The organism is Pseudoalteromonas sp. NH0006-26 (assembly GCF_057552415.1).
The window spans coordinates 58018-77985 of the sequence record NZ_BAAJMJ010000011.1; the positions used below are offsets into that span (position 1 = coordinate 58018).

The 19968-nt window shown below is 41.8% G+C and carries 16 protein-coding genes; 12 read left to right on the forward strand and 4 right to left on the reverse strand.

Going from position 1 to position 19968, the window contains the following annotated elements:
• Positions 1-5: 5 nt before the first annotated feature.
• The 3 genes from AC27JR_RS14795 to AC27JR_RS14805 form a co-directional block, all read right to left on the reverse strand.
• Positions 6-1163 carry an acyl-CoA dehydrogenase family protein gene (locus tag AC27JR_RS14795; RefSeq protein WP_008114688.1) on the reverse strand — a complete coding sequence of 386 codons (1158 nt, stop codon included), beginning with the start codon at positions 1161-1163 and terminating at the stop codon, positions 6-8.
• 119 nt (positions 1164-1282) lie between these two features.
• Positions 1283-2773 carry a CoA-acylating methylmalonate-semialdehyde dehydrogenase gene (locus tag AC27JR_RS14800; RefSeq protein ID WP_010389954.1) on the reverse strand — a complete coding sequence of 497 codons (1491 nt, stop codon included), beginning with the start codon at positions 2771-2773 and terminating at the stop codon, positions 1283-1285.
• 72 nt (positions 2774-2845) lie between these two features.
• Positions 2846-4027 carry a thiolase family protein gene (locus tag AC27JR_RS14805; protein ID WP_487174008.1) on the reverse strand — a complete coding sequence of 394 codons (1182 nt, stop codon included), beginning with the start codon at positions 4025-4027 and terminating at the stop codon, positions 2846-2848.
• A gap of 329 nt (positions 4028-4356) precedes the next feature.
• On the opposite strand from AC27JR_RS14805, the gene AC27JR_RS14810 reads away from it, so the two are divergent.
• The 9 genes from AC27JR_RS14810 (at position 4357) to AC27JR_RS14850 (ending at position 13819) form a co-directional block, all read left to right on the forward strand.
• The gene (locus tag AC27JR_RS14810; protein ID WP_008114692.1) at positions 4357-4791 is read left to right on the forward strand and encodes a MerR family transcriptional regulator; all 435 of its coding nucleotides are present in this window, start codon (positions 4357-4359) and stop codon (positions 4789-4791) included.
• A gap of 35 nt (positions 4792-4826) precedes the next feature.
• Positions 4827-6002 (forward strand): isovaleryl-CoA dehydrogenase, encoded by a 1176-nt coding sequence (locus tag AC27JR_RS14815; protein ID WP_008114693.1) that lies wholly within the window; start codon positions 4827-4829, stop codon positions 6000-6002.
• 9 nt (positions 6003-6011) lie between these two features.
• The gene (locus tag AC27JR_RS14820) at positions 6012-7619 is read left to right on the forward strand and encodes a carboxyl transferase domain-containing protein (RefSeq protein WP_010389951.1); all 1608 of its coding nucleotides are present in this window, start codon (positions 6012-6014) and stop codon (positions 7617-7619) included.
• A gap of 12 nt (positions 7620-7631) precedes the next feature.
• Entirely contained in the window at positions 7632-8402 is a 771-nt protein-coding gene (locus AC27JR_RS14825; RefSeq protein ID WP_010389950.1) for an enoyl-CoA hydratase/isomerase family protein, read from the forward strand.
• Between the two features lie 8 nt (positions 8403-8410).
• Positions 8411-10393: an acetyl/propionyl/methylcrotonyl-CoA carboxylase subunit alpha gene (locus tag AC27JR_RS14830; protein WP_487174009.1), complete on the forward strand. Its 1983-nt coding sequence runs from the start codon at positions 8411-8413 to the stop codon at positions 10391-10393.
• A gap of 1 nt (position 10394) precedes the next feature.
• Positions 10395-11294, forward strand: a complete 900-nt coding sequence (locus AC27JR_RS14835; protein ID WP_008114701.1) for a hydroxymethylglutaryl-CoA lyase — start codon at positions 10395-10397, stop codon at positions 11292-11294.
• Positions 11295-11322: 28 nt separating this feature from the next.
• Entirely contained in the window at positions 11323-12021 is a 699-nt protein-coding gene (locus AC27JR_RS14840; RefSeq protein ID WP_008114703.1) for a CoA transferase subunit A, read from the forward strand.
• Positions 12022-12036: 15 nt separating this feature from the next.
• Positions 12037-12693 (forward strand): 3-oxoacid CoA-transferase subunit B, encoded by a 657-nt coding sequence (locus AC27JR_RS14845; protein ID WP_008114705.1) that lies wholly within the window; start codon positions 12037-12039, stop codon positions 12691-12693.
• A 247-nt stretch (positions 12694-12940) separates the two neighbouring features.
• On the forward strand, positions 12941-13819 hold the full coding sequence (locus AC27JR_RS14850) for a LysR family transcriptional regulator (RefSeq protein ID WP_008114707.1): 879 nt from the start codon (positions 12941-12943) through the stop codon (positions 13817-13819).
• Positions 13820-14467: 648 nt separating this feature from the next.
• On the opposite strand, the gene msrA is transcribed toward AC27JR_RS14850, so the two are convergent.
• Positions 14468-15775 carry a peptide-methionine (S)-S-oxide reductase MsrA gene (gene msrA, locus AC27JR_RS14855; protein WP_487174010.1) on the reverse strand — a complete coding sequence of 436 codons (1308 nt, stop codon included), beginning with the start codon at positions 15773-15775 and terminating at the stop codon, positions 14468-14470.
• Between the two features lie 357 nt (positions 15776-16132).
• Here msrA and pxpB point away from each other — a divergent pair, with 357 nt between their 5' ends.
• The 3 genes from pxpB (at position 16133) to asnB (ending at position 19707) form a co-directional block, all read left to right on the forward strand.
• Positions 16133-16792, forward strand: coding sequence for a 5-oxoprolinase subunit PxpB (gene pxpB, locus AC27JR_RS14860; protein ID WP_487174011.1), 660 nt, complete (start codon positions 16133-16135; stop codon positions 16790-16792).
• Positions 16785-17723 carry a 5-oxoprolinase subunit C family protein gene (locus tag AC27JR_RS14865; RefSeq protein ID WP_487174012.1) on the forward strand — a complete coding sequence of 313 codons (939 nt, stop codon included), beginning with the start codon at positions 16785-16787 and terminating at the stop codon, positions 17721-17723. The genes pxpB and AC27JR_RS14865 overlap by 8 nt, the downstream gene beginning before the upstream one ends.
• 316 nt (positions 17724-18039) lie before the next feature.
• Positions 18040-19707 carry an asparagine synthase B gene (asnB, locus tag AC27JR_RS14870; RefSeq protein ID WP_487174013.1) on the forward strand — a complete coding sequence of 556 codons (1668 nt, stop codon included), beginning with the start codon at positions 18040-18042 and terminating at the stop codon, positions 19705-19707.
• Positions 19708-19968 lie beyond the last annotated feature (261 nt).

Sequence of the window (19968 nt, forward strand, 5' to 3'; positions counted from 1 at the left end):
TCTCCTTATAAAACTTCGCTGGCTGATTCGGCTAAGATACGACGCGCAATAATCACGCGCATAATTTCGTTAGTGCCTTCTAGAATTTGATGAACACGTACGTCACGTACATGGCGTTCAAGTGGGTATTCTTTTATGTAACCATAGCCACCATGAATTTGCAGCGCATCGTTACAAACTGTAAAACCAACATCGGTTGCAAAGCGTTTAGCCATAGCACAATAAGTAGTTTTTTCACTGTCGTTAGTATCAAGTTTAAACGCCGCTAGTCGTACCATTTGGCGCGCTGCTACAAGCTCGGTATTCATATCGGCAATTTTAAATTGTAGCGCTTGAAATGCTGCCAATGGCTTACCAAATTGGGTACGCTCTTTTAAATACTCACGTGCGGTATTAAGTGCCGCTTGTGCCGTACCAATAGAACAAGTTGCAATATTAATACGACCGCCATCTAAACCTTGCATGGCAAACTTAAAGCCTTCGCCCTCAGCGCCTAATAAGTTTGCTGCTGGAATTCGTACATCTTCAAAACTAATTAAGCGTGTAGGTTGTGCATTCCAACCCATTTTTTCTTCTGCTTTGCCGTACTCAATGCCTTTAGCATCTGCTGGTACAACAAACGCTGAAATGCCACTTGGGCCATCAGCCCCTGTACGTGCCATTACAACTAAAATTTCTGTTTCACCGGCGCCAGAAATAAACATTTTTGAGCCGTTAATAACATACTCATCACCATCACGAACTGCTTTAGTTTTTAATGACGCAGCATCAGAGCCAGAGCCTGGCTCAGTTAAACAGTAAGAGGCTAACAATTCGCCCATTACCAATTGCTCAACGTATTTGTCTTTTACTGCATCGGTGCCAAAGCTTGCGATCATCCAGGTTGCCATATTATGAATGGTCAGCATAGCTGTAGTTGCTGTACAACCCAGTGCAAGTTGCTCAAAAATAATGCTTGAATCTAAACGAGATAAACCTAAGCCACCGGCTTCTTCTGGTGTGTATAAGCCACAAAAACCAAGCTCACCAGCGGCTTTAATTGTGTCTTTTGGGAAAATATGTTCGCGATCCCACTTAGCTGCATGTGGTGCTAGTTCAGATTCTGCGAATTGGCGCGCCGTTTGCGCAAAAGCTTGTTGATCTTCAGATAAGTTAAAGTCCATGGTAGACCTCTTGTTGTGTTTTGTTTGTTGTCGGTGCATCCCATCAAGGGAGTTATTAGTGAGGAGCGACAACATTATATGTTGTGCCCCTCTTTTTTATTAATTATGCGGTTAAAATGTTACTTAAGATTAATACTCATATTTGGGCCTGAAGCGATATCATCTTCAAACCAGCGTGAGGTAATGGTTTTAGTTTCTGTGTAAAAACGAATACCTTGTTTACCATACGTGTGAGTATCGCCGTAGAATGAGCCTTTCCAACCCGTGAACGAGAAAAATGGTAAAGGCACAGGAATTGGCACATTAATCCCCACTTGACCCACTTCAATTTCGTGTTGGAATTTACGTGCAACCGCACCACTTGAGGTAAATAGTGAGGTACCATTGCCGTAAGGGCTTTCGTTAATAAGCGCAATAGCTTCTTCAAGGGTATCGACAAACATACACGCCAATACTGGGCCAAAAATCTCTTCTTTGTACAAGTTCATATCTTTGGTTACATCAGTAAATAACGTAGGACCTACCCAGTTACCTTGCTCGTAACCTTCAACGCTAAAATCAGAGCCATCAATTAAGCAGGTAGCGCCTTGTGCTTTACCATCGGCAATTAGTGATAAAATACGTGCTTTTGCAGCAGGCGATGTTTGTGGGCCATAAGCGGCATCAGCATCATCCCAAACACCTGGGCGTACACCTTCAAAGCCTGCTTTAATTTCATCAACCCAGTCTTTTGCTTGACCAACAAATACCGCCACAGAGATACCCATACAGCGCTGACCTGCCGCACCTACAGAGGCACCCACAAGGTTATTAACAACATGCGATTTACTCGCATCAGGCATAATTACCATGTGGTTTTTAGCGCCAACACACGCTTGAACACGTTTTAAGTTTTGTGTGCCTTTAGAGTAAATGTATGCACCTACACCACATGAACCCACAAATGAGATAGCACGAACGGCTTTATCTTCTAGTAAGCGGTCTACTTGTGGTTTAGTACCGTGCACAACTTGTAACACGCCCTTTGGTGCACCGGCTTCAATAAATAGCTCAGCTAAGCGCATAGGAGTAAGTGGATCTTGCTCAGACGGTTTTAAAATAAAGGTGTTACCACACACAATTGCCAGTGGGAACATCCACAATGGGATCATTGCCGGAAAGTTAAATGGCGTAATACCTGCACACACACCCAGTGGTTGCATGTAAGAATACGTATCGATTTTGCGCGCTACGTTTTCCATGGTTTCACCCATCATTAACGACGGCGCATTTGCAGCTTGTTCAACTACCTCAATACCACGCCACACATCACCTTTTGCATCTTCAAACGTTTTGCCTAGCTCATGACAAATAATAGTGGCTAGTTCATCATGGTTTTCTTTTAAGAGCGCCGCGTATTTCATCATAATGCGCGCACGCTCAGTAATAGGCACATCTTTCCATGTTTTAAATGTTTCGCTTGCTGATGCAATCGCCGCATCCATCTCTGCGTCTGTTGCACATGGCACTTGCGCGAGTACTTCTTGATTAGCTGGGTTTACAACATCAATTAATTCATTTGACGTTGACTGAACGAACTCGCCGTTAATTAGTAAAGGTACTTGGTGCATAATAAATCCTATTGACTCAATTTAATTGCCGCAGCGCTGTGATTGTTATAGTTGCTGCGGCTTTGTTATCAGTTAAAGTGCTTCGACTGCCATAGCAACGGCTTCACCGCCACCTATACACAAAGACGCAACGCCTTTTTTAAGGCCTCGGTTTTTAAGCGCATGAATGAGTGTTACTAAAATACGTGCGCCACTAGCACCGATTGGGTGACCTAGTGCACATGCACCACCATTCACGTTTACTTTGCTTTCATCGAGCTTTAATTCGTTAATAGCTAGCATGGTGACCATGGCAAACGCTTCATTAATTTCCCATAAATCAACATCGGCGGTTGTCCACCCTGCTTTTTCAAGCACGCTGTTCATTGCGCCCACTGGGGCTACAGTAAATTCACTTGGTTTTTGAGAGTGAGTGCTGTGAGCAACAATTCTACAAAGTGGTGTTAAACCCTCAGATTTTGCTTTTGATTCGCTCATTAGTATTAGCGCAGCACCACCATCTGAAATAGACGATGAATTAGCGGCAGTAATAGTGCCGTCTTTTTTAAATGCAGCTCTTAAGCTTGGAATTTTTTCAGGGCGTGCGTTGCCAGGTTGCTCATCAATTGAAACCGTGATGTCACCCTTACGCGTTTTAATAGTGTGCGGAGTAATCTCGTTATCAAACCACCCATTGTCTATGGCTGCGTTTGCTTTACTTAATGAACCCAGTGCAAACGTATCCATTTGCTCACGACCAATACCATATTCATCGGCTGTATCTTGAGCAAAGCATCCCATTGCTTTGTTGTCGTAGGCGTCTTCTAGGCCATCACTCATCATGTGATCTTTAATTTCGCCATGTCCCATACGCATACCGCCACGGGCTTTAGGAATAAAGTAAGGTGCATTGGTCATGCTTTCCATACCACCAGCGATTGCTGATTCAATAGAACCTGCTTTAATAAGGTCATTCGCTAACATCGCTGCTTTTAATCCAGAGCCACATACTTTATTAATAGTGGTAGCGCCGGTGCTTAGTGCAAGCCCCGCTTTAAGCATTGCTTGACGCGCAGGTGCTTGGCCTAAACCGGCTGGTAATACGCAGCCCATAATTACTTCATCAATTGCATCATTGCTTAAACCCGTTTGAGCAAGTGCGCCTGCAATGGCCGTAGCACCTAATTCGGTAGACTGCGCATCACTTAGTGCGCCCATAAATCCACCCATTGGGGTGCGTTTTGCTGCTACAATTACAACGCTTTCGAAAGACATAAAAGGCTCCATTTTCAATTAACGCAAACATGTTTTATTATGTTTAGCTTAATGTTTAAACTAATCTGATAAATACGAGCATACATAAAATTTACGTTTACGCCAACGTAAATCTAAAATCAACTTTCTAATTAGTGTAAAAACTGTAAAGTTAGCTTGCTAAAAATTTATTACATACTGTCTAACTGGCTTATAACGTTTATAAACACTCAACTTCTGCTGCATTTCCGCTTTTATTTTATACGTCTAAAGTATAACAACCAGATCGCACTTTACCTTTACGTAAACTTCACTTATATTGAAGTTATTCGAATGAGGTAAACATTACAATGAAATCAGATAATCAAACAAACTTTGCAAATTCAGCCAACGAGCCGGCTAAAAACGAACAAACTTTTAGCATTAGTGAATTGGCTAAAGAATTTGATATTACCACCCGCTCTATCCGTTTTTACGAAGACCAAGGGTTAATATCACCAGAGCGCAATGGTCAAACACGTATTTACTCAAAGCGCGACAAGGTACGCCTTAAGCTAATACTGCGCGGTAAACGTTTAGGTTTCACCTTAGCGGAAACAGGTCGTTTGTTTGAACTGTATGATGCTGATAAATCAAGTGCAAAACAGTTAGTCACCATGCTTGACCTTATCAGTGAGAAAAAAGCCGATCTTTCACAACAGATGGATGACATTAAAGTGGTTCTTATGGAACTGGTCACCGCTGAACGTCGCTGTCGCGACACGCTTAGCAAAATAGATGAATAAAATATAACAACGTCATCAACACACAGGAATTAATCATGAGCACTATTTCACTATATAAAGAAATGAACTTTGGCCTTGGCGAAACTGCAGATATGATCCGCAGTCACGTAAACAGCTTTGCCAGTCAAGAAATTGCCCCACTAGCTGAAAAAACTGACCTTGATAATGCGTTCCCCAATGAACTTTGGCCGCAAATGGGTGAAATGGGCGTGCTTGGCATGACCGTGGATGAAGAGTTTGGTGGTGCTGGTTTAGGCTATTTAGAGCACGTTATTGCCATGGAAGAAATTAGCCGAGCAAGTGCCTCTATTGGTTTAAGCTACGGTGCGCATTCAAACCTGTGTGTTAATCAAATAAACCGTAATGGTTCACAAGCACAAAAAGAAAAATACTTACCTAAACTAATTAGCGGCGAGCACATTGGTGCACTGGCGATGAGTGAACCTAACGCGGGCTCTGATGTTGTTTCTATGAAACTTAAAGCAGAGAAAAAAGGCGATAAATACATTTTAAACGGTAATAAAATGTGGATCACTAATGGCCCTGACGCTGATACGTTGGTAATTTATGCAAAAACAGATTTAAACGCCGGCGCTAAAGGGATTACAGCCTTTATTGTAGAAAAAACATTTCCTGGTTTTTCAACCGCACAAAAGCTCGACAAACTCGGCATGCGTGGCTCAAATACCTGTGAATTGGTATTTGAAAACTGTGAAGTACCCGAAGAAAATATTTTAGGTAACTTAAACGAAGGCGTTAAGGTACTTATGAGTGGCCTTGATTATGAGCGTGTTGTTTTAGCGGCTGGCCCACTTGGCATAATGCAAGCGTGTATGGATATTGTGGTGCCTTACATCCATGAGCGTAAGCAATTTGACAGCCCTATTGGTCAATTTCAGTTAATACAAGGCAAAATTGCTGATATGTATACACAAATGAACGCAGCTCGCTCATATGTGTACACAGTAGCAAAAGCATGTGATCGCGGCGAAACCACCCGTAAAGACGCTGCTGGCGCAATTTTATATGCTGCTGAGCTTGCAACTAAAATGGCATTAGACGCAATTCAAATTTTAGGCGGTAATGGTTATATAAATGAATACGCAACAGGTCGCTTGCTGCGTGATGCAAAATTATATGAAATTGGTGCAGGCACCTCAGAAATACGCCGTATGTTAATTGGTCGCGAATTATTCACTGAAAGCCGCTAAGGATTAGTTATGACGATTTTAAAATCGAGCGTTAATCCGCATGATCCAAATTTTGTGCAAAATCACAACAACATGTCGGCGCTAGTGGATGATTTACGCAGTAAAGCAGCAACAATACGTTTAGGCGGTGGTGCTGCTTTAAAAGAGCGCCATGAAGGCCGTGGTAAATTGTTTGTCCGCGACCGTATTACCACTTTGCTAGATGAAGGCTCGCCATTTTTAGAAATATCGCAATTTGCTGCCTTTGGCGTTTATGAACAAGATATTCCTTGTGCCGGTGTGGTTGCGGGTATTGGTCGCGTTAAAGGCGTTGAATGTATGGTGATTGCTAATGATGCGACAGTAAAAGGCGGCACCTACTTCCCGCTGACTGTTAAAAAGCATTTACGCGCTCAAGACATCGCCGAACGTTGTCATTTACCGTGTATTTATTTAGTTGACTCAGGTGGCGCAAACTTACCTGAGCAAGACGATGTTTTCCCTGACAAACTGCATTTTGGTCGTATTTTTTATAATCAAGCGCGTATGTCGGGTAAAGGCATTCCACAAATTGCTGTGGTTATGGGGTTATGTACTGCAGGTGGTGCGTATGTTCCTGCTATGGCCGATGAAAGTATTATTGTAAAAGAGCAAGGCACTATCTTTTTAGCAGGTCCACCGCTGGTAAAAGCTGCCACCGGTGAAGTAGTTACTGCAGAAGAGCTTGGTGGCGCCGATGTACACTGTAAAACATCAGGTGTGGCCGATCATTACGCTGAAAACGATGCTCATGCCTTGTCGATTGCTCGCCAGTGTATTGAACGAATTAACTATTCGCGCCCTACCTCACCATTACTCGAAGAAGTAAAAGCCCCTCGTTATGATATTAACGAACTTTACGGCATTGTTGGTACTGATCTTAAAAAGCCATTTGATGTCCGTGAGGTCATTGCACGTACTGTCGATGACTCATCGTTTGATGAATTTAAACGCTACTTTGGTGAAACACTGGTAACAGGTTTTGCCAGCATTTATGGTCATCCCGTAGGCATAGTGGCCAACAACGGTATTTTATTTAGTGAGTCAGCGCAAAAAGGCGCACACTTTATTCAATTATGCGCTCAGCGCAACATTCCACTGGTATTTTTACAAAACATCACTGGCTTTATGGTCGGTAAAAAATACGAGTCTGAAGGCATTGCTAAACACGGCGCTAAAATGGTAATGGCGGTATCGTGTGCCGATGTACCCAAATTTACTATTTTAATCGGTGGCTCATACGGTGCAGGTAACTATGGTATGTGTGGCCGCGCGTTTGAACCGACCATGATGTGGATGTGGCCAAATGCCCGTATTTCGGTTATGGGTGGTGAACAAGCCGCTGGTGTAATGGCGCAAGTAAAACAAGATGGTTTAGCCCGCAAAGGCGAAAGCATGAGCGAGCAACAAATTAGCGATTTTAAAAAGCCAATCATCGATCAATACGAACAGCAAGGTCATCCTTATTATGCCAGTGCCCGTTTGTGGGATGATGGCATTATTGACCCTGCTGATACACGCAATGTTCTTGGGCTTGCACTTAGCGCAGCTAAAAATGCTCCTGAGCGTGAATCAAAATTTGGCGTATTTAGAATGTAATGGGAGCTTAAAATGTCAGTAACACTACAAATAACAAAATCTAATGTGGCTGTACTTGTTTTAAGTCGCCCAGAAAAACGCAATGCCTTTAATAGCGACGTTATCCATGAGCTTATTCAATGTATTGAACATGCTAATACGCTCGATATTCGTGCCCTTGTATTAAAAACTGAGGGTAAACACTTTTCAGCCGGTGCCGATTTAGCCTGGATGAAATCGATGGCAGATAACAACTATAACGATAATTTGGCCGATTCAATGCAGCTGGCTAAGCTAATGCAAGTTTTAGCGCAAAGCCCACACCCTACTATTTGTGCGGTACAAGGCGCAGCATTTGGTGGCGCATTGGGCTTAATTGCTTGCTGTGATATCGCGCTCAGTAAAGACGACGCCCAATTTTGCTTAAGTGAAGTGAAACTCGGCCTTATTCCTGCTGTGATAAGCCCTTATGTAATAAAAGCTATTGGTGAACGCGCTGCTCGTCGTTACTTCTTAACGGCTGAAGTATTTGATGCGCATACGGCTAAACAGCTGGGGCTAGTTCACCAAATTACAGGGAATTTAGACTGTGCACTGGATAACCTATTACAAACGCTGATAGATAATGGCCCGGTAGCGGTTAAAGCAGCTAAAGCGCTTATTAATGATGTGGCAAACAAAGAAATCGATAACGAAATAATTGCGCTCACTGCAGAACGTATAGCCAAAATTCGTGTATCAGACGAAGGTCAAGAAGGTCTAACTGCCTTTTTTGAAAAACGCCCTCCCCAATGGCAACTCTAGGACGCATTATGAACACAGTACACTTACAAAAAATTCTGATTGCTAATCGCGGAGAGATTGCTTGTCGTATTATGCGAACAGCAAAGCAAATGGGCTTGACCACAGTTGCGGTTTATTCAGATGCAGATAAAAACGCTCAACATGTAAAAATGGCTGATGAAGCCTACCATATTGGTGCAGCGCCGAGTAAAGACTCATACCTAGTTGCTGATAAAATACTAAACGTTGCCAAAATGAGTGGCGCCGATTGTATTCACCCTGGTTATGGATTTTTATCTGAAAACAGCGAATTTGCTAATGTTTGTGAAGCCAATAACATTGCCTTTATTGGGCCACCAGCAAGCAGCATAGAAGCTATGGGCTCTAAAACCCGTGCAAAAGAAATTATGGCAGCCGCTAATGTTCCTTTGGTGCCAGGTTATTATGGCGATAAACAAGACCCTAGCTTTTTACAAGCTGAGGCTGAAAAAATTGGCTACCCTGTGCTTATCAAAGCGGCCTTTGGTGGCGGTGGTAAAGGCATGCGTATTGTTTCAAAAGCCAGTGAGTTTATAAGCGCATTAGAAGGCGCTAAACGTGAAGCTATTGCCGGTTTTGGTAATGATCTGGTTTTGCTTGAGCGTTATGTTGACCAACCACGCCATGTTGAAGTACAAGTATTTGCTGATAACTATGGCAACTGTGTGTATTTAGGTGATCGTGATTGTTCATTGCAGCGTCGGCATCAAAAAGTGATTGAAGAAGCGCCTGCCCCCGGTTTATCAGACTCATTGCGAAAAGAAATGGGCGAAGCCGCTGTAAGATGTGCCCTAGCAATTGACTACCGAGGCGCTGGCACTGTGGAATTTTTACTCTGTGGTGATGAGTTCTTTTTCATGGAAATGAATACTCGCTTGCAAGTAGAGCACCCAGTGAGTGAAATGGTCACCGGCGTTGATTTAGTTAATTGGCAAATTAATGTAGCCAGTGGTTTAGCGTTACCTTTAGCGCAAGCAGATATTCAGCTACAAGGCCACAGCTTTGAAGCACGTATTTACGCTGAAGATCCAAGTAATGACTTTATTCCGTGTTCTGGCACTATTGAGGCACTATATACGCCCGCTAACAGTGAATATGTACGTATTGATACTGGTATTGCCCAAGGTGATGAAATAAGCCCGTATTACGATCCAATGATTGCCAAACTTATTGTTCATGATGATAACCGAGACCAAGCACTTTCGCGTTTACAACAAGCATTAACACAATTTCATTTAGCCGGATTTAGCACTAATATCAGCTTTTTATACAATTTAGCGATTCATCCACGCTTTAAACAAGGTGCTCCAAGCACCCACTTTATTGCAGAGCAAGGTGAAGCATTAGTTACTATTGACCCGTCTTTATTACAAACTAGCCGCTTAATTGCAGGTTTTGCGTATTTAGCATCACTTGGTAGTAATACACGTAGTGCAAATCCATGGCAACAATTACATGGCTTTAGTTTAAATGCGCCGCAACAAGTTAACATTCCATTTAGCGATACCCCCTTAAACGCAATAAAAACCGCGCAGGGCTATAGCATGACCATTAATGACAACACCTTTGAAGTGCAAGGTGAGTTAACTAATGGCTACTGCAACGTATCGATTAATGGTGCCAAGCACACTGCGCATGTTAGCCACGTTGATAATGCCATTACTGTAATGAACCAAGCACTGCAAACTAAGTTTGAATGTGTTGATAAACATTTCATAAGCTCACATGAAAATGAGGCATTACCCCTTGCTGCGCCACTTAATGGTACTGTAGTTAAACACTTGTTAGAGGTGGGAAGCACCATTACTAAAGGCGATGCAGTGGTTATAATTGAAGCAATGAAAATGGAATACACACTTAATGCCCCACATGATGGCGTATTAAAAAGTTACTGTTTTGCTGAGGGTGAACTGGTAAGCCATGGCGCTTTACTAGCCATAGTTGAAGACACAACTGCAGAGGAACCCGCTTAATATGAGTTCATTACTACCTAAAGCAGTGCGCATTGTTGAAGTGGGCGCCAGAGATGGACTTCAAAATGAAGCCGCTGTAGAAACTGCTGATAAAATAACGCTTATTAACGCACTCGCCGCTGCAGGCATAAAAGACATAGAAGCTGGTGCGTTTGTCTCACCTAAATGGGTGCCACAAATGGCAGACTCTAGTGAAGTAATAAGCGCACTTAATTTACCTGAGGTTAATCTCAGTGCCCTTACCCCTAATTTAAAAGGGGCAGAGGCAGCAGATGCTGTAGGTATTAAAGAATTTGCAATATTTACCGCAGCGAGCGAAGCATTTTGCCAAAAAAATATTAATTGCTCTATTGAGCAAAGTTTGGCGCGTTTTAGTGAAGTTATGGCTTTTGCAAAGGCGCATAACATTCGCGTACGCGGTTATGTAAGTTGTGTGTTAGGTTGCCCGTATGAGGGAGATGTTGACCCTCATACTGTACTGGCTGTTGCTGCTAAACTCTTAAAAATGGGCTGTTATGAAATTAGCCTAGGTGACACCATAGGTGTTGGCACACCCGCTAAAGTAATAGAGCTACTTACATTGCTACTTAAACATATTGATAAATCTAAACTTGCTGTACATTTTCACGACACATACGGGCAAGCGCTCACAAATATTTACGCTGCTCTAAACCTTGGTATAGCAACGGTTGACAGTGCTGTTGCCGGCCTTGGTGGCTGCCCATATGCCAAAGGCGCGTCAGGAAATGTTGCCACCGAAGATGTTGTATACTTACTGCAAGGACTTGGCATTGAGCATGGAATTGATTTACAAAGGCTTGCTGAGGCAGGTTGGCAAATTACGAGTGCACTGAACAAACAACCTGCTAGCAAGGTTTCTGCAGCATTACACGCACAATAATTAAATAGCACAGAATGAGGAGTGACTCATGGCCGGTTTTGATAAAGTAGTTTCTAGTTATGAAGCTGCAATGGAAGGTTTAAAAGACGGCGATACAATAATAGCCGGTGGTTTTGGCTTATGTGGTATCCCTGAGGGTCTAATTGCCCAAATTAAAAAAATGCAAACTAAAGAATTAACCGTTGTTTCCAATAACTGTGGTGTTGATGACTTTGGTTTAGGGCTGTTACTGCACGACAAGCAAATTAAAAAAGTAGTCGCATCATACGTTGGCGAAAATGCCTTGTTTGAACAGCAACTACTAAGTGGCGAGATTGATGTAGAACTTACGCCACAAGGTACTCTTGCTGAAAAAATGCGTGCTGGTGGTGCAGGAATACCTGCTTTTTACACAGCCACAGGTTACGGCACACCGGTTGCTGAGGGTAAAGAAGTAAAAGAGTTTAATGGTCGCCCTTATATTTTAGAAGAGTCAATTACCGGTGAATTCGCTATTGTAAAAGCATGGAAAGCGGATCGCTACGGCAACTTAGTATTTCGTCATACAGCCATGAACTTCAACCCAATGGCGGCTACGGCGGGTAAAATTACCGTTGCAGAAGTAGAGGAAATTGTTGAGCCAGGCGAACTTGAGCCGAGCCAAATACATACGCCAGGAATTTTTGTAAACCGCGTTATAAAAGGTAACTTTGAAAAACGCATTGAACGTGTTACCACACGAGATTAAGCAGGAGCACTAACAATGGCATTATCACGTGAACAAGTCGCAATGCGCGTAGCACAAGAGCTACAAGATGGGTTTTATGTTAATTTGGGCATTGGTATTCCGACACTCGTCGCAAACTATGTACCCGATGGCATAGAAGTTATGCTACAGTCCGAAAATGGTCTTTTAGGCATGGGCGAATACCCTACTAAAGCCACCGTTGATGCGGATATGATCAACGCGGGTAAAGAAACCGTGACGGCAGCTACCGGTGCAGCTATATTTAATAGTGCAGATAGTTTTGCCATGATACGGGGTGGTCATGTAGACTTAACCGTTCTGGGCGCGTTTGAGGTAGACCAAAACGGTTCTATAGCCTCATGGATGATCCCTAAAAAATTAATTAAAGGCATGGGCGGAGCGATGGATTTAGTCGCAGGTGCAAAAAACATTATTGTTACCATGACTCATGCCAGTAAACACGGCGACTCTAAGTTATTAGAAAGCTGTACGTTACCGCTAACGGGCGTTAACTGTGTTAAAAAAATAGTTACTGATTTAGCCGTTCTAGAAGTAAAAGACGGCGCATTTCATTTACTAGAACGCGCACCAGGCGTATCAGTTGATGAAATTATTAGCAAAACGGCAGGTAAATTGCTTGTTAATGGTGATATTCCTGAGATGGTGTTTTAAACCACTCATAATTTCACTCTGTACCGACCTCATTCCCAGTGCCAATGGCGCTGAGTTACCCAAAATCCCTCGTAAGAGGGATTTTTTTTGTCTATATTTTAGTTTTTGCACTATAGTGACAATTTAACGCACCACTTAGGTGAATTCGACCTAATAAAATAAATAAATTGCTGATATAGTTAGTTTTTATTTTTGGTTTAATTATTGCCTAATACTAGGCGATTGAAATAACTTTATATTGGATACCATGCAAACACCTATTCGCGGCCTTCGCTCTTTTTGTTTTGCCGCAAAAAGCTTAAGTTTTAAACATGCTGCTAAAGAGCTGTACTTAACGCCCTCGGCGGTGAGCCATCAAATTAAGCAGCTAGAAGAGCAGCTAGGCATTGATTTATTTCAAAGACAAACTCGCTCTATTAGTTTAACGCCTGCAGGGAAGAACTTTTTTGAAGCAATTTATCCGATTATAAATATGCTAGAGAGCACCATTACCGAATTTAGTCAGTTACAACAAAATGTAAACTTGACCATCACGTTACCCGAGTTTTTTGCCAGTGAATTGTTGATGCCTAAGCTTAGTGAATGGACCAGCGAGCATCCTAATATTAATTTACACATGGATACCCTCAAAACGCGCAAAGAGCTGACCCGCCAGAGTGATTTATCAATAATTTTATCTTCAAGTAAACCACTTGATGGACTGGCTACCGAGCTTTTTAATTTAGAATACATTCCAGCGTGTAATAAAAAGCTGCTTGAACAATGGCAAAACGATCATTGCCAGGCACTTAACCAAGTACCCCTTATTGTGCATAAAGCGCGGCCTTGGGCTTGGCATCAGTGGGCAGAAAAAGTTGGAATTGATGACTTTTCACCAACGCAAATTATTCAAATAGACAGTATGTTTGGTGTAGCAAGAGCAGCGCAGCAAGGAATGGGCATTGCACTTATTCCTCTGCCAATTAGCCAAAGCTGGCTTGATGAACAATGGCTTTATAAACTATTTGAACAACCCCTTACCACCAAAGATAAATACTACTTGGTGCAACACGGCTCTAGTACGGCTAACCACCCGCTAGATTTGTTTGCCAAATGGGTAATTAACACTTTCAGACAAACCAAGTGACTACTTATTGAACGCTCTTTTATGGGCGTTTAATTATTTACCCGCTTTTTAAAATATCCCTCTCCTTCCCCCCAATCTAAAAACCAGAATATATACAATATTATCAAAAGCTTGTGGTGATTTTTACAGATTTAATTTATAGGTTAGTTTTTTTCACTTATTAGTTTTGTTTTTATCGCTTGTCGGAATTGAGTAAAAGCTCTAAAGTTAACTCAACAAATCAGCAACGACCTGAATATAATAAAACGCGTTACTGAAACCAAATTTAATTAGTTTGTAACAACGAGCTAGTAAAAAAGAATCTTTATTGTGTGTGAAGATGTTGTCAGTGTAAAAAACAGCTCAAGTTCGGTGGTGACTTAGCTTGGGTTGTTTTTATTTTACGCTTACACCCGCCAATAAATGTAAGAATCTTTATTGTGTGTGAAGATGTTGTCAGTGTAAAAAGCAACTCAAGTCCGGTGGTGACTGAGCTTGAGTTGTTTTTATTTACATTCAAATCAGCACCAATAATTCAGCATTAGTTTTTACTAATACAACCCCCCCGAATCTTTATTGTGTGTGAAGATGTTGTCAATTGAAATGCAGCGACCTTATTTAAGTCTCGCTGCTTTTTTTTACTTTAAATTTGCCTATTTACTAATTAGCTTAAATATCATCTGATCTGTTTATTTCATCACGAGCGACAAATTCTAACACCGTGGCATTAATACAATACCTATCTTGACCTTTTGGCCCTTCCCCTGGAAATAAATGACCTAAATGAATACCAGTACTTTTAGACTTAAGCTCAATACGTTGCATTCCCCAACTGTTATCTTCATGTTGCGTTACGCTGTCTTTTACAGGGTGTGTAAATGACAACCAGCCAGTACCCGAATTAAATCTGTCGCGGGTATCAAATAATGGCTCACCGCTTAATTTATCAATAAAAATACCATCGGGGGTGTTTTTAAAAATAGTGTACTCTTTACAATATGGGCTGTCGGTTTTAGCGTTAAACGCTACTTTATAAGCTTCACTGTCACCGAGTTTAAATGCACCTAGCGCTTTATAAAACAGCTCGGCATCCATGTAACCTTGGCGAGAATACACTTCTACTCCATCTTCTAAAAATAAGATGGTGGGTGTAGCCCAAGTAGCCGATTTGATGGTTAAGCCATTAAGCTGATCAGCATGGCGAAATGTCATTGGTATTGTGCCTTTGTAGTCATTGGCTACCGCCGCTTTAAATTTTTCACAGTAAGGGCAGTAATCGCGAGAGTCTAAAATAACAATTTGTTTGCCAGTCAACAATGCGGTGTTATCAAGCTGCTGCTTTTCATCTTGACTGAAAACAACGCCGGTTGAATGATCTGGGCAATAGCCGTTAGGATTTTTTTCTAGGTAATTTTGATGATACTCTTCAGCCGAATAAAAACGCTCAAGTGGCTTTATTTGAGTCACTATTTTTCCATAATCGGCTTTACCTAGTAATTGCTGATACTCACTCGTCACTGCCTTTGCGATACTCGCTTGCTCATCGCTTGTAGTTAAAATAATAGAGCGATATTGCGTGCCTACATCATTACCCTGACGATTTTTTTGCGTTGGATCGTGGCTCTCGTAATAATTTTGCAGCAGCTCTTTTGCTGAAATAATATTGCTATTAAATGTAACCTGCACCACTTCGGCGTAATTATCTTCATCAAAGCGGCGCGATAACTTAGTTATATTTCTGTAGGTTGGTTTAAACCCATGCCCATCGGCATAACCCGACTCTGCATCGAGTACCCCATTAAGTGCTTCATAGCGTTTTTCTGCCCCCCAAAAGCAACCTGAGCCAAGCACTAGCTTTTCTACATGCATGGTTGCATTTAAATCACTGGGTTTAGCTACTTCATCTGACGAGATTGCGCTCATCGCACTAAGCAAGCCCACAATGGCAAATCCCGGTAATATTAACCCCTTAAACATACGATTACCTCTTAGTTTTAGTTACTTTAGGGTCTGTTGACCTTCCAAGGTTAAATTTGCAGCAGTCTGTTTGGTATTTAGGCAAGGCAGAGTCTATGTGGTGTGGTTATTCCCCATAAATAGGCGATAACGCAGCATCAATGCCAAACAGGCGCTGCCCGAAGGGTTCTGCCTAGGAGCGATTTAATCCGCAAAGGTCAACAGACCCTTAAGCAGACCTGTAAACTCAAAAATAAATTTCACACAACAAAACTTTACGAAAAAGGGAGTGTATTCGATCTGAGCTTGTCTATTATTATCGTAATAGCACAGCGACTGTGATAGCTTAAATGTAATTAATATTAATGAGTTAACTATATGAGCATGATTCCTAGTATAAAAATTTTAACGAACTCTAGCCTGCTTTTTGATGTTTCTCACTATAGCGAACAACACATACTTGCGACGCAAAAAAAGCTTTGGGCGCTAGCCCAGCACTGTAAAAATAGTAATGAGTTTATTGATTTGGTACCGGCTATGAACTCGTTAACTTTGTATTTAAAGTCTTCAGAAATGCTCCATAAATGGCACAACAGCTTAGCTAAGTTATGGGAGGAAGTAGATGATTACCCGTTTGAAAGCCAGCACCATCAAATTAATACCTATTACCAAGGTGAAGATTTAGATTACGTGGCTGACTATCATCAACTCAGCATAGATGAAGTGATCAACTTACATAGTAAAGAGCTATATCACGTTCTATTTTTAGGTTTTGTGCCCGGTTTTCCTTATTTACACGGACTCAACTCACAGTTATTTACTCCAAGACGTGATAATCCCCGAGTGAGTGTTCCAAAAGGCGCAATTGCCATTGGCGCAGACCAAACGGGTATTTACCCTGAAGATTCACCGGGTGGTTGGCATATCATTGCTCACACTGATGCCTGCTTATTTGATTCTAAAGCCGCTAACCCTTGCTTATTTGAGCCCGGCGACACCATTGAGTTTGTGCCTGTCAAAGGAGTAAACCATGATTAAAGTCATCAAGAGCGGTATTCAACTAACAATCCAAGATTTAGGCCGTGTGGGTTTTCGACATTTAGGGGTAAGCCGCTCAGGCAGCCTTGATACTTATGCACACATTATTGCGAACCGTTTATTAAATAACACCGACAACGCTGCCGTGCTGGAATTAACCGTGGGTTTATGCGAACTGCAATTTCAGTGTGATACGGTTATTGCCCTTCATGGAGCCGACCTCAAAGCAATCCTTGATGGACACCCACTTTATCCAGGCTGGAGTTACCCAATAAAAGCAATGCAAACACTTAAATTTGCAACTGGCCGTGGTGGCTCCCGTGCTTACATCGCGGTAAAAGGTGGCATTGAATGCCAAGAGGTTATGGGTTCTAAGTCAACCGATTTGGGGGCAGCTATTGGTGGCTTTGATGGCCGTGCACTGCAAAGTGGCGATATGATAGCTATTAACTCTTATACTAAACCTTGGTTATGTAATAAGGGTGCCCTTACCCCGCCAAAACGAAGCATCATCCGTTTACATGTTGGCCCTCATCATGAGTTATTAACACCCGAGTGTATCAATGCATTTTGTGATAGCTCATTTACTATTAATCCAAATAGTAATCGTATGGGCGTACGCCTAGATCATAAAAATACGGCTGTTATGCAACACTCGCTTTCACTGCCCTCTGTGGCAGTCGCACCTGGGAGCATTCAGCTTCCACCCGATGGCAACCCTATTGTATTATTAAATGACGGGCAAACCACAGGGGGGTATCCTTTAATCGCGCATGTAATAGAAGCCGACTTACATCAGTTTGCACAATTTAGAACCGCCGACCCAATCACTTTTGAGTTTGTATCACTTGAGCAAGCAAATGCTGCAAAGGAAAAACTCGACGCTCACTTAGCACAACTTAAACTCAGTTTAAGCCAGTACTGGAATTAATTAATGGTGCACTAAAACTCACTGAGTAACTCAACCACTATTTATTTACTTTTCGCTTTGCACCTCCTTGGTGCAAGGCAAACTAATTGTTGCAATTTAATGTAGCTTCAGCGTAATTGTATATTAAAATTTGCACAGTGAGTTTTGATCTCCTTGTCAATATCACCATATTGGTGCAACGCCAGCTTATTTGGTGCATAAATTATTCTTATTATTTTAAAAAAGCCGTGTGACTTAGGTATTTATTTCTGATAAAACAAGGTTAGTCTTTAGCAAACTCGCTATCGTAGGCACTTAATAGGAATGAGGAAAAATTATGTGTTCAATATTCGGCGTACTCGATATTAAATCGGATCCCAGCCAGTTACGCACTCAGGCAATCGAAATGTCTAAATTGCTGCGCCACCGCGGGCCTGATTGGTCAGGGGTGTATTCATCAGACAAAGCAATTTTAGTGCATGAGCGCTTAGCAATAGTAGGCGTATCAAGTGGTGCACAACCACTATACAACCCTGAAAAAACGCATATTTTAGCGGTAAATGGCGAAATTTATAATCACAAAGAGCTTGCCGCGAGTTTAGAGGTCGATTTCGATTTTCAAACCCAGTCAGATTGTGAAGTTATTTTAGCCCTGTATAAGCAAAAAGGGCCCGCCTTTTTAGATGATTTAAATGGTATTTTTGCCTTTTGTTTATATGATGAAGAGCAAGACGCTTACCTTATTGGTCGCGATCATATTGGTATTATTCCACTGTATACAGGCCACGATGAGCATGGCAATTTTTATGTAGCATCAGAGCTAAAAGCGCTCTCGCCTATTTGTAAACATATTGAGGAGTTCCCGCCTGGGCATTACCTTTACAGCAAAGACGGTAAATTAACACCATACTACCAACGTGATTGGCAAAGCTATGACGCAGTTAAAAACAACGACGCCAAAGCAGAAGATGTAAAAGATGCACTAGAAGCCGCGGTAAAACGCCAACTAATGTGTGACGTACCCTACGGTGTATTACTATCAGGCGGATTAGATTCATCGGTTATTTCAGCCATTACTCAACGGTTTGCCGCAAAACGAATTGAAGACAACGATGAAAGTGACGCTTGGTGGCCTAAACTGCATTCGTTTTCAGTGGGTTTGGAAGGTTCACCCGATTTAGCAGCAGCGCAAAAAGTGGCTGATATGATAGGCACTATTCACCACCCTATTATTTTTACTATTCAACAAGGCATTGATGCCCTTAAAGAAGTGATTTATCACATTGAAACCTATGATGTCACTACTATTCGCGCATCAACTCCAATGTATTTAATGGCACGGCAAATTAAAGCTATGGGCATTAAAATGGTGCTTTCTGGTGAAGGCGCTGATGAATTATTTGGTGGTTATTTATATTTCCATAAAGCACCCAATGCCCAAGAGTTTCATGAAGAGCTAAACCGCAAAGTATCAAAACTGCATATGTTTGATTGTTTGCGCGCTAATAAATCAATGGCTGCTTGGGGTGTTGAAGCACGCGTGCCATTTTTAGATAAAGAGTTTGTTGATGTGGCCATGCGCATCAACCCAGAAGCTAAAATGTGTAACGACGGCAAAATTGAAAAACATATTTTGCGTGCAGGGTTCGACGGCTACCTTCCAGATGAAGTGTTATGGCGTCAAAAAGAACAATTCTCTGATGGCGTTGGCTACAGCTGGATAGACACCTTAAAAGAATTTGTAAATGAACAAGTAACAGATCAAGAACTAGCGAATGCTAAATTTAAATACCCAATTAATACGCCAGATTCAAAAGAAGCGTATTTTTACCGCCGTATTTTTGAATCGCACTTCCCGGGCGATGCCTCTGCTAACTGTGTACCGCATGGTAAATCAGTAGCGTGTTCAACTCCCGAAGCATTGGCGTGGGATGCATCATTTCAAAACAATGCGGATCCATCAGGGCGCGCCGCAGGCGTTCACAATGAAGCATATAAAAAATAGTTATCACTCTACCTACGCTGCAGGTTAAAAACTGCAGCGCTCTTCCCCCGCTTTGTAAATTAAAACTAAAATGTCAGATAAGCCTTTAACTAAATTAGTTTAAACAACAAAATAATTTAGTCACTTTTTATAAAATCTAATTCAAGCTTCCCTTCGCTGATATTCTTCAACCATAAAAACGTAATTAAAAAGTATTTAAAAATTAATCTTGATTTTTAAAACTCAGACTAGACTTTTTACGTACCCAAGAAGGTTGTTAAT

Excerpts from the sequence above, each read along its gene's own strand:
- AC27JR_RS14795 (WP_008114688.1), bottom strand. The coding sequence starts at position 1,163 with ATGGACTTTAACTTATCTGAAGATCAACAAGCTTTTGCGCAAACGGCG.
- AC27JR_RS14800 (WP_010389954.1), bottom strand. The coding sequence starts at position 2,773 with ATGCACCAAGTACCTTTACTAATTAACGGCGAGTTCGTTCAGTCAACG.
- AC27JR_RS14805 (WP_487174008.1), bottom strand. The coding sequence starts at position 4,027 with ATGTCTTTCGAAAGCGTTGTAATTGTAGCAGCAAAACGCACCCCAATG.
- AC27JR_RS14810 (WP_008114692.1), top strand. The coding sequence starts at position 4,357 with ATGAAATCAGATAATCAAACAAACTTTGCAAATTCAGCCAACGAGCCG.
- AC27JR_RS14815 (WP_008114693.1), top strand. The coding sequence starts at position 4,827 with ATGAGCACTATTTCACTATATAAAGAAATGAACTTTGGCCTTGGCGAA.
- AC27JR_RS14820 (WP_010389951.1), top strand. The coding sequence starts at position 6,012 with ATGACGATTTTAAAATCGAGCGTTAATCCGCATGATCCAAATTTTGTG.
- AC27JR_RS14825 (WP_010389950.1), top strand. The coding sequence starts at position 7,632 with ATGTCAGTAACACTACAAATAACAAAATCTAATGTGGCTGTACTTGTT.
- AC27JR_RS14830 (WP_487174009.1), top strand. The coding sequence starts at position 8,411 with ATGAACACAGTACACTTACAAAAAATTCTGATTGCTAATCGCGGAGAG.
- AC27JR_RS14835 (WP_008114701.1), top strand. The coding sequence starts at position 10,395 with ATGAGTTCATTACTACCTAAAGCAGTGCGCATTGTTGAAGTGGGCGCC.
- AC27JR_RS14840 (WP_008114703.1), top strand. The coding sequence starts at position 11,323 with ATGGCCGGTTTTGATAAAGTAGTTTCTAGTTATGAAGCTGCAATGGAA.
- AC27JR_RS14845 (WP_008114705.1), top strand. The coding sequence starts at position 12,037 with ATGGCATTATCACGTGAACAAGTCGCAATGCGCGTAGCACAAGAGCTA.
- AC27JR_RS14850 (WP_008114707.1), top strand. The coding sequence starts at position 12,941 with ATGCAAACACCTATTCGCGGCCTTCGCTCTTTTTGTTTTGCCGCAAAA.
- msrA (WP_487174010.1), bottom strand. The coding sequence starts at position 15,775 with ATGTTTAAGGGGTTAATATTACCGGGATTTGCCATTGTGGGCTTGCTT.
- pxpB (WP_487174011.1), top strand. The coding sequence starts at position 16,133 with ATGAGCATGATTCCTAGTATAAAAATTTTAACGAACTCTAGCCTGCTT.
- AC27JR_RS14865 (WP_487174012.1), top strand. The coding sequence starts at position 16,785 with ATGATTAAAGTCATCAAGAGCGGTATTCAACTAACAATCCAAGATTTA.
- asnB (WP_487174013.1), top strand. The coding sequence starts at position 18,040 with ATGTGTTCAATATTCGGCGTACTCGATATTAAATCGGATCCCAGCCAG.